At 67.2% G+C, this 8,412-nt stretch carries 10 protein-coding genes; 6 read left to right on the plus strand and 4 right to left on the minus strand.

All coding sequences use genetic code 11. The features are described from left to right. The first annotated feature begins 122 nt into the window (after positions 1-122). From A2J01_RS26695 to A2J01_RS26705, 3 genes are read left to right on the plus strand one after another with little or no spacing between them, the layout of a single operon-like run. Positions 123-1,277 (plus strand): acetyl-CoA C-acetyltransferase, encoded by a 1,155-nt coding sequence (locus A2J01_RS26695; RefSeq protein WP_011331211.1) that lies wholly within the window; start codon positions 123-125, stop codon positions 1,275-1,277. 4 nt (positions 1,278-1,281) lie between these two features. Further along, positions 1,282-2,043, plus strand: coding sequence for an enoyl-CoA hydratase (locus A2J01_RS26700; protein ID WP_011331210.1), 762 nt, complete (start codon positions 1,282-1,284; stop codon positions 2,041-2,043). A gap of 28 nt (positions 2,044-2,071) precedes the next feature. Continuing rightward, positions 2,072-3,607, plus strand: coding sequence for a class I adenylate-forming enzyme family protein (locus A2J01_RS26705; RefSeq protein WP_011331209.1), 1,536 nt, complete (start codon positions 2,072-2,074; stop codon positions 3,605-3,607). Positions 3,608-3,978: 371 nt separating this feature from the next. Here the strand turns inward: A2J01_RS26705 and A2J01_RS26710 are convergent, their stop codons facing one another. Together A2J01_RS26710 and A2J01_RS26715 are read right to left on the minus strand one after the other, a co-directional pair. Then, positions 3,979-4,557: a tyrosine-type recombinase/integrase gene (locus A2J01_RS26710; RefSeq protein WP_202916944.1), complete on the minus strand. Its 579-nt coding sequence runs from the start codon at positions 4,555-4,557 to the stop codon at positions 3,979-3,981. A 78-nt stretch (positions 4,558-4,635) separates the two neighbouring features. Beyond that, entirely contained in the window at positions 4,636-4,899 is a 264-nt protein-coding gene (locus A2J01_RS26715) for a hypothetical protein (RefSeq protein WP_225330463.1), read from the minus strand. 438 nt (positions 4,900-5,337) lie between these two features. Here A2J01_RS26715 and A2J01_RS26720 point away from each other — a divergent pair, with 438 nt between their 5' ends. Continuing rightward, positions 5,338-5,535 (plus strand): hypothetical protein, encoded by a 198-nt coding sequence (locus A2J01_RS26720; protein WP_030538104.1) that lies wholly within the window; start codon positions 5,338-5,340, stop codon positions 5,533-5,535. A gap of 125 nt (positions 5,536-5,660) precedes the next feature. Here the strand turns inward: A2J01_RS26720 and A2J01_RS26725 are convergent, their stop codons facing one another. After that, positions 5,661-6,242, minus strand: a complete 582-nt coding sequence (locus A2J01_RS26725) for a hypothetical protein (RefSeq protein WP_155277983.1) — start codon at positions 6,240-6,242, stop codon at positions 5,661-5,663. Between the two features lie 435 nt (positions 6,243-6,677). Between A2J01_RS26725 and A2J01_RS26730 the strand changes: the two genes are divergently transcribed. After that, positions 6,678-6,941 carry a hypothetical protein gene (locus tag A2J01_RS26730; RefSeq protein WP_143173142.1) on the plus strand — a complete coding sequence of 88 codons (264 nt, stop codon included), beginning with the start codon at positions 6,678-6,680 and terminating at the stop codon, positions 6,939-6,941. Between the two features lie 471 nt (positions 6,942-7,412). After that, entirely contained in the window at positions 7,413-7,853 is a 441-nt protein-coding gene (locus tag A2J01_RS26735) for a hypothetical protein (RefSeq protein WP_064113953.1), read from the plus strand. A gap of 124 nt (positions 7,854-7,977) precedes the next feature. Here the strand turns inward: A2J01_RS26735 and A2J01_RS36620 are convergent. Beyond that, the coding region (locus A2J01_RS36620) for a hypothetical protein (protein ID WP_197494313.1) at positions 7,978-8,412 on the minus strand (435 nt) is incomplete at its 5' end.

Raw genomic sequence — 8,412 nt, forward strand, 5'->3', positions numbered from 1 at the left:
CCACCGAGAGCACCGTGGTCGACAGCGAAGGCCGCGTCGTGCTGACCGTCCTGCTCGACGCCTACCTGCACTCGCGCACACGTCAACCATCGACCACCTGAGACGACGATTCGGAGACATCAATGCCAGAGGCATACATCATCGACGCGGCACGCACCCCGGTAGGCCGCCGCCGCGGCGCACTGGCCGCCGCACACCCGGTCGACCTCGCGGCCCATGTGATCGGCGCACTCGTCGAACGCAACGGTGTCGACCCCGCGTCGGTCGACGACGTGATCCTCGGCTGCCTGGACAACATCGGTCCGCAGGCGGGCGATATCGCCCGCACCGCGGCCCTCGCTGCGGGCCTGCCCGAGACAGTGCCCGGCGTGACCATCGACCGCCAGTGCGGATCCTCGCAACAGGCTGTACATTTCGCCGCGCAGGCCGTGATGAGCGGCACCGCCGACCTCATCGTCGCGGGCGGGGTGCAGAACATGAGCCAGATCCCACTGATGTCGTCGGTCACCGCGGGCGAGGCGTTCGGCGTGCGCGACCCCTACTCGGGCTCGACGAGGTGGCGGGCCCGCTACGGGGACGAGACGATCTCGCAGTTCCGCGGCGCCGAGATGATCGCCGAAAAGTGGGGAATCGACCGGGAGGCGATGGAGCAGTACGCCCTGGAAAGCCACCGCCGGGCGCTGCAGGCGATCGCCGGCGGACGCTTCGCCGCCGAGATCCTCCCCTACCAGCAGATGACGACCGACGAAGGACCGCGCGCCGACACCACACCGGAGAAGATGGCCGCCCTGCCGAGCCTCACGCCGGGGGGGCGCTTGAGCGCCGCGGTCGCCAGCCAGATCTCCGACGGCGCCTCGGGCATGCTCATCGCCTCCGCCGAGGCGGTACGCCGCCACGACCTGGCTCCGCGGGCCCGGATCCATCACCTGACCGTGCTCGGCGCCGATCCGGTCATGATGCTCGCCGCACCGATCCCCGCCACCGAACGGGCACTCGAGCGGACCGGCATGCGCATCGACGACTTCGACGTGTTCGAGGTCAACGAGGCGTTCGCCCCGGTCGTGATGGCGTGGTTGCAGGAGACCGGCGCCGACCCGGAGCGGGTGAACCCCAACGGCGGCGCCATCGCTCTCGGCCACCCGATCGGCGCCACCGGCACCCGGCTGATGACCACCATGCTGCACGAACTCGAACGCTCCGGCGGACGCTACGGGTTGCAGACCATGTGCGAGGGCGGCGGACAAGCCAACGTCACCATCATCGAGCGGCTCGGCTGATCCGATGACCCCGACCGCTATCCGGACCGTCCGCACCGGCCGCCTGCTTCACATCACGATCGACCGGCCCGGCCGCATGAACGCCCTCGGCGTCGACGACCTGGTCGCACTCGACACCGCGATCAGCGGGGCGGAAGCGACCGGTGCCCGCGCGATCGTGCTCACCGGCGCGGGAAGAGCCTTCTGCACGGGAGCGGATCTGACCGCGGTGACGGGCGAGGAACCCGAGGTGGTGATGGACGCCGCGAACCGGGTGATCCGCGGCATCGTCTCCGCGCCGGTCCCCGTCATCGCCGCCGTCAACGGCCCCGCGGTCGGGTACGGAGTGGCGCTCGCCTGCGCCGCAGACCTCACCTACGCCGCCGAAAGCGCGTATTTCCTGTTGTCGTTCACCAGCATCGGGCTGATGCCCGACGGCGGCGCGACCGCGCTCGTCGCCGCGGCGATCGGCCGGGCGCGGGCTACAGAATTAGCGCTGCTCGGGCAGCGGCTTTCCGCCACCGACGCCGCCCAGACCGGCTTGGTGGCCCGGATCCTGCCGGATGACCAGCTCGCGGCCCATGTCGAGGCCGTCGCCGGCACGCTGGGAGCCGGGCCGCGGCGCGCCCTCGAACTGACCAGACGGGCGCTCGCCGCGTCCACCCTGGGCCACCTCGACCACGCCCTCGAGCGTGAACGAGCCGGACAGATCGAACTCATCGGCACACCGGATTTCGCCGAGGGCGCCGACGCCGTCCTCACCAAACGTCCCCCCACATTTGCTTAGCAGACCACCCGCCGATCATAGGAGAATCATGGCAACCCTTGGTGGACAACTGACATTGAACGCACGCCGCCACCCGGACCGGCCCGCGCTGATCTTCGAGGGCGTCGAGCGCAGCTACGGGCAGCTCGACCGGGAAATCAACCAGTACGCCAACGCGCTGCTGTCCCTCGGCGTGCAGAAGGGCGACCGCGTGGCGGTGCTGTCGCCGAACTCCGACCGCTTCCTCCTCGCGCTGTACGGCGCGTTCAAGGTCGGCGCGATCGTCTCCCCGTTCAACCCGCGGTCCACGGCCCGGGAGCTGGCGTATCTGCTCGAGGACTCCGGCGCGTCGGTGCTGCTGTTCGGTGGGGACACCGTCGCGGCGGTGCGGGACCTGGCCAAGCTGGAGCAGGCGCCCGCTGCCCCGGCGCTTTCGCTGGACGGCGCGGACGGCTTCGACGATTTCGTCCAGCTGGCGTCCTCCATGCCGGACAGCGACCCACAGGTCGAGGTGCGCGAGGACGACGACTGCATGATCATCTACACCTCCGGCACCACCGGGAAACCGAAGGGTGCGCTGTTCGATCACCACCGGCTGCTGTGGGTCGGCCACGCGGTGTCCTCGCTCGGCGTCAACTCCTTCGACCGGAACCTGCACGTGGCACCGATGTACCACTGCGCCGAACTGGTGCTGTTCGTGCTCAGCGGCTTCTCGATGGGCACCACCCACGTCGTGTTGCCGGCATTCGAGCCCGCCGCCGTCCTCGACGCCCTCGAGCGATACCGGATCACCGTCTTCCTCGGTGTTCCCACCATGTATCAGATGATGTTGACGGTCCCCGACCTCGAGCGGCGCGACCTCTCGCACTGGCGGCTCGGCTTCTTCGGGGCGGCACCGATGCCGCCGACTGCGGTCGCGAAACTCGTGACGACCTTCCCGGACGTCGGCTTCTTCCAGCTGTGCGGGCCGACCGAGGGTGGCCCCACCGGCATCTACTCCACGCCTGACGAGGTCGCCGTCCGTCCCGATGCGACGGGACGCTGGCCGATCACGAATGCCGAGTTCCGGCTGGTCGATCCGGATGGCAACGATGTCCCGACGGGGATGACCGGCGAGATCATCCTGCGCGGCGAGACCATCATGAAGGGCTACTGGAACAAGCCCGAGGCCACCGCCGAGACCATCCGAGACGGGTGGCTGCACACCGGGGACCTCGCCGTCCGCGACGCCGACGGTTTCATCACGATCGTCGACCGGCTCAAGGACATGATCATCACCGGCGGCCGCAACGTCTACTCGATCGAGGTCGAGAACGCCCTCGCGGGGCACCCCGACGTCCAGGACGTTGCCGTCGTCGGCCTGGACCACGCCACATTCGGGGAGACCATCGTCGCGATCGTGACCCCGGTTCCCGGTCGCGAGGTGACCCTCGAGGAGCTGCGGACGTACGCCGCCGAATACGTCGCGGACTACAAACTGCCGCGCGATCTGATCGTCCGTGACATCCCGCGCAACCCTTCCGGCAAGATCCTCAAACACGTTCTCCGCAGTGAGATTCGGGACGACTCCGCGCAACGCACGTAGACCGACGGACGACTCCGGCACATTCGAGTTCCCGGGAACCACGACGCCGTCCATATCCGATACGGCCTGACCGAAGCCGCGCTCCCGCGCGCTCATCTCCCACGGCTGTTCCAACCCCGGCGAGGTCTCGCGCGACCTCACGGCCCTACTCTCGGCCGTGCCCCCGCCGGATCCGACAAACACCACGACCACGCACGCCCGGCAGCGGCTATGAGTTCCCGGACGCGGAAGACCACACCCATCGACGGTGCCGCACTTGATTGGTCTCTTTCGGCCCCCCTCGAGCAGATGCGCTCGGGCCGAACAGTCAAGGTGCTGAACAAGATACGCAGACACGCGCCGGAACTCGTCACCGTCAGCTACTGAGAGATTCAGCGGGAGCGCCGCCGCGCAGCGGGATCGGTCTCGGCCTGCCAGCGCCCCAGCGCCTCGGCGGAGACCTTCGCGTATTTGACCAGGCTGCGCACCGAGGTGTGTCCGCTCAACGCCATCAGCATCGGCGTGGAAGCGCCCTTCTCTGCGGCGTGGGTCAGTCGCGAGTGCCGCAGCTGGTGCAGCGTGAACGGTCCGCGTCGCATCCCTTCGGTGTGCTCCTCGAGGAGCGTCGCGGCGCGGCGGTAGGAAAGTCGGGCGCGGCCGGTCGAGTTGTCGGTGTCGGTCTTGGCGACCGACGGCTTGGCTTTGCGGTCGGTCAGGAACAGCGGCCCGGACTTCCGTCCGGCGATCAGCCGGGGCAGCGGCCGTGCGGTGCCGGTCTGCCAATAGATCACCTCGCGGGCGCCGCCCTTGCGGGTGACCGTGGCGCATCGGTTCACGGTGTCCAGGTCCTCGATGTCGAGATTCAGGATCTCCTCCGCCCGCGCGGCGGACTCATACAGCATCGACCAGAACACCCGCTCGCGCAGGGCCGCGTCCATGCCCAGCAGCTCCGCAACCTCGGCGGCGGTCATCGCCTTGCTGTTGTCCGGCGCACTCGGCCGCGCCCGCAGGCGCGACACCGGATCGCCGGTCAGCCACTGTTGATCGCGTCAGTAGGCGCACGCCGCCGACACCGCGGTCAGCCGGAGGTTGTAGGTCTTGGGGGCCTTGTCGCCCCACACGTAGTCGAACCACCCCGACACCCGATCCGGGTTCAACAACCCGACATCGCCGTCCGCGCCGAAGTCGCGCACCATCCGATCCAACGCCGAGGCGTAGGCGCGGCGGGTGTTCACCGCCGCGATCGTGCCCAGAAAGGTCCGCGTCGCGTCCGCCAGCCGGATCCCGGCGGCCCGCGCCGGTAGCGAGCTCACCGATCCCACCCCGACCGCCCTTCAGCACTACGGCAGATAGTTTCCGGAGTCGCCCATCTCCGGAACGACCATCGCGGCAGGACGACTCACGAGTTACGGCAGATAGTACGCTACTATCTGCCGTAAATCCTTAGCGCCGGATTTCGAGAATCTGCTCCCCGACCCCCAACTACCGGAGTTCTGGGAATGGGGGTGGGGGTCGCAAGTGCAGACTCTTTGCCGCCCTCTGTGTGTTCATCTGCAACCGGATGCTCCGGAAACGGAAACGCAAACCCCATCAACGGCACCAACACAATCAAGGATCGCGCGGGCTGCGCTATCGGACTGGGTATGAATGCGTTCCCCGCTACCTGGCCGGTACGAGTAATCGGCGTCGGCGCCGGCGCTTACTTCGGCTGCAACTAGAAGGATCTCCGGTCACGCACCTAAAGTTGCAGTGTGAACACTCAGAAGAGAAGGCAGTTGAGCTGGCGGGCCGCGCTCGGCATCGGTGTGTTGTACATCCTTGTCGGCCTGTTCTTCCTCAGCAACGGGACGACAACCGCGGCTGTCATTTTCGTCATTTTGGGCGTAATCACAGCACTCGTTCCGTGGGTCCAGAAATGGTGGACAGCACGATCCGCAGTCAAACACTGACGCGATAGAGGCCTGACCTAGAAACTCCCCGGATGACACGATGTCGTGTCATCCGGGGAGTTTCTTTTGCGCTCAGTAGCAAGCAGTTCAGCGGCATCGGCGCTTCTCGCACACGCAGTGGCAGCCTATTCGCGGACGTGGACAGTGCGGATGAGGTCTGCCAGGGCGCGCCGGGTTCGGTCGTGTCGGGGGTCGTGTGCGAGCTGCCCGGTGCGCACTTGTTCGGTGAGTGCGGTGATCACTTCCGCACAGGCTCGGGGGCTGCCCAGCACGACGGGCACCGCTGATTTCGGGTCCAGTACGGCCGCGCTTTCGGTCCGGTAGCTGATCAGACCCACGGCAGACGGGCGCACGGTTCCGCGGAACGTTGCCCGCAGTTCGTTGATTCCCCGGTACAGCCGGTCGAGGTCTTTGTACGCGACCTCGTCCGCTCCGAGTTTGCGTTGCAGCGCGTTGAGCACCGACAGTGCCGTGTCGATGTCCTCTGCCGCGCGGGCCGCCGCGACGGTCGCGCTCATCCGCTCCGGAACGGGCTTCTCCACCACCCGTGTGTGGTCGCGGATCTCCAATCCGATCGCGCCGCGCTCGGCGGCGCGGCGTTCCTCGGAGGCGAGTTTGCGGCATCGGTCCGAGCACCAGCGGGCCGGCCGGCCGCGAGGCTTCACGGTGACCGGGTTTCCGCAGCGTGGGCAGGTGTTCGGGTCCATCTCGTCAGCATAAGACATTTCGTCGCCCGGAAAGATGGTCAGTTTCGTTTCCTGAATGCAAGAGGTGTGTGGCACTTGGGGTGAGCGAGAAAGGCGTTTCGGGGTAGATGGCGATATAGGTCGGTAGACGCGTGGAGAAGCGTGCGGGTAGGTGGAGAAGCGTGCGGGTAGGTGAGCACGGCCAGGGGAGCGGTGCGGGCGGTGAGTGGGTGTCGAGGACTGCGGGAGGTAGGCCGGGTACGGCACACGGATGCGGCAGGTTCATCGCTTCGATGCCGGGGACCGGAACGATGGCCGCCGCCTCGAAAACATTTCGTCGCACGAAAGTGCGCCCCCAAAGTCTGAAATTCAGCCAGAGGTGTGTCTGAAATATCTGGGTGAGGTCGTCACGGACAGCGACGCGCGTTGCCATGGACCCTTTCAGGGAGTAGGTCGTTGTCGGCAGGTGCTGCGATGCTCGAAGGCGTGCAAGAAATTCGGGTGAAAGTCAGTCGATGGGAATCGCGCCGACTGTGGTGGCGCGCCGGCACCCGGGCGCCGGGGTTGGTGCTCCACATCGAGGGATACAGCACCCCGACCCAGACCTACCGAACCCGCGATCTCGACCGCGCCCGCGCGATGGTCCTCGACTACCTCGAGGTGATCGGCAAGCCGGCACCGCCCGACATCGCCATCTGCTGGATCGAGACCGGCACATAGCCGAGACCCTCGGCGGCCCCAATCGAAGAACACCGGCACGAGCACGCCGGAGCGTCTCGCGGCTTCGCAACAGAAACCCCGCGCTGGGCGGGCGCGGATGTGATGCCGGAAACGACGCGTGACCGATTCACCGGCAGATTCTGTCGAGCTGCTCTGCGCGTGAGCGACCGTAGCCAGCTCTCTGGTCGACGGTTATCGAGGTGTCGGTTTCTCGTTGCCCAGCGCAGCGCCCCGGACACCGGGACGCGGCCGGCAGGCCGCGGTAGCCGACTTAGGGCACCTAAGTTTCTATCTTGCTCCGTTGCCTCCCCCGCGGAGTTCGGCGCGACCGCTCGCGCACCCGACCGCACGGGCGGAATCCAAAACCACGGGGTTTTGCAATATCTTGCTCTGCTCGAGGAGGGCGGCGCACGGGGAATCTGCCCGTGGTGTCACCGCGCGATCAGCCCACCGACACGAGGACGGCCGCGGGTGTGGTGCTCGGATCAATGCCGACGCGATGCGCACAACGCCCGCAAAGCAGCCCGCGCCGGCGTCGTCGGAATGCGCGTGATCCGGCAGACGGAGACCGTCGCACCCCCGGCCCCACCCGTGCAGCCGACCGAAAGACCCGGCGCCGCATCCGAGACGTTCGACCCCGCCGACGCGCTCCTGCACGTCACCCACTCCCCCGAACTGATCGCCCGCGTCCTGCGTGTGGTCACCGCCAACCTCGGCCCCCGCAGCATCGACCGTCAACTCCCCGGCCCCATGCACGACGCCGCCGTCGAACTCGCACCGCTCCTGGCCGATTACATCCGGCGCACCCGTGCGCCGGCGGCCGAGGCGACACCGAAAAACGGAGCCGCCGCTGCCTTGTCTCGTCAACAGCGGCGGGCACTGCAGCGCAGCACCGGAAAAAGTCGGCACTGACACCCGACACCGAAAAACTTTCCACCCACCCCGCTGTGGTGATGCCTCCACGTGACGATGCGAAACGAGGCCACCGGATTGACCGGGTCGATCAGTGTCCGTGCAGATCGCTGATCACCCCTCCCTACGTCTGCCGCCGCAGTGAAGGTTGCAGAAGCAGATACCTGAGTCCGAAGGACTGCGTACCGCCGTAGTCCCGCCACGAACACCGATACCCCGATTCGAACCCCAAGCTCTCCCCGACCCGGTCGTTCTTGAGCTGCCACTGCAACGATCCGGGTTCGACACGACGGCCCTCCCACAACCGGAACTCGTGCGCCTGCGAGCGCACCGTGGAATTCCGCTCACTCCAAAACGGGTAGTTCGTCAACGTCAGAGAAGCCCCGGCCTCGACACTTCCGTCGAGAATGAGCCGTTCGACGCGTTGAGCGTCCCGCCAGATTGCCGCCGTATCGAGATCCGGCGCCCCCGAAGAAGAAAGCTCGAACACCTCACCGTCGACGTCCGCCAGCAGACGCTTCTTCGGGTACTTCAGCTCCAACGCGATACGACGACCACC

This window comes from Rhodococcus sp. EPR-134 (assembly GCF_001647205.1).
In the GTDB taxonomy this organism is placed as follows: Bacteria; Actinomycetota; Actinomycetes; order Mycobacteriales; family Mycobacteriaceae; genus Rhodococcus_F; species Rhodococcus_F qingshengii.

What these genes read in the sequence shown, in the direction of transcription:
- A2J01_RS26695 (WP_011331211.1), top strand. Translation starts at nt 123, where the DNA reads ATGCCAGAGGCATACATCATCGACGCGGCACGCACCCCGGTAGGCCGC.
- A2J01_RS26700 (WP_011331210.1), top strand. Translation starts at nt 1,282, where the DNA reads ATGACCCCGACCGCTATCCGGACCGTCCGCACCGGCCGCCTGCTTCAC.
- A2J01_RS26705 (WP_011331209.1), top strand. Translation starts at nt 2,072, where the DNA reads ATGGCAACCCTTGGTGGACAACTGACATTGAACGCACGCCGCCACCCG.
- A2J01_RS26710 (WP_202916944.1), bottom strand. Translation starts at nt 4,557, where the DNA reads ATGACCGCCGCCGAGGTTGCGGAGCTGCTGGGCATGGACGCGGCCCTG.
- A2J01_RS26725 (WP_155277983.1), bottom strand. Translation starts at nt 6,242, where the DNA reads ATGGACCCGAACACCTGCCCACGCTGCGGAAACCCGGTCACCGTGAAG.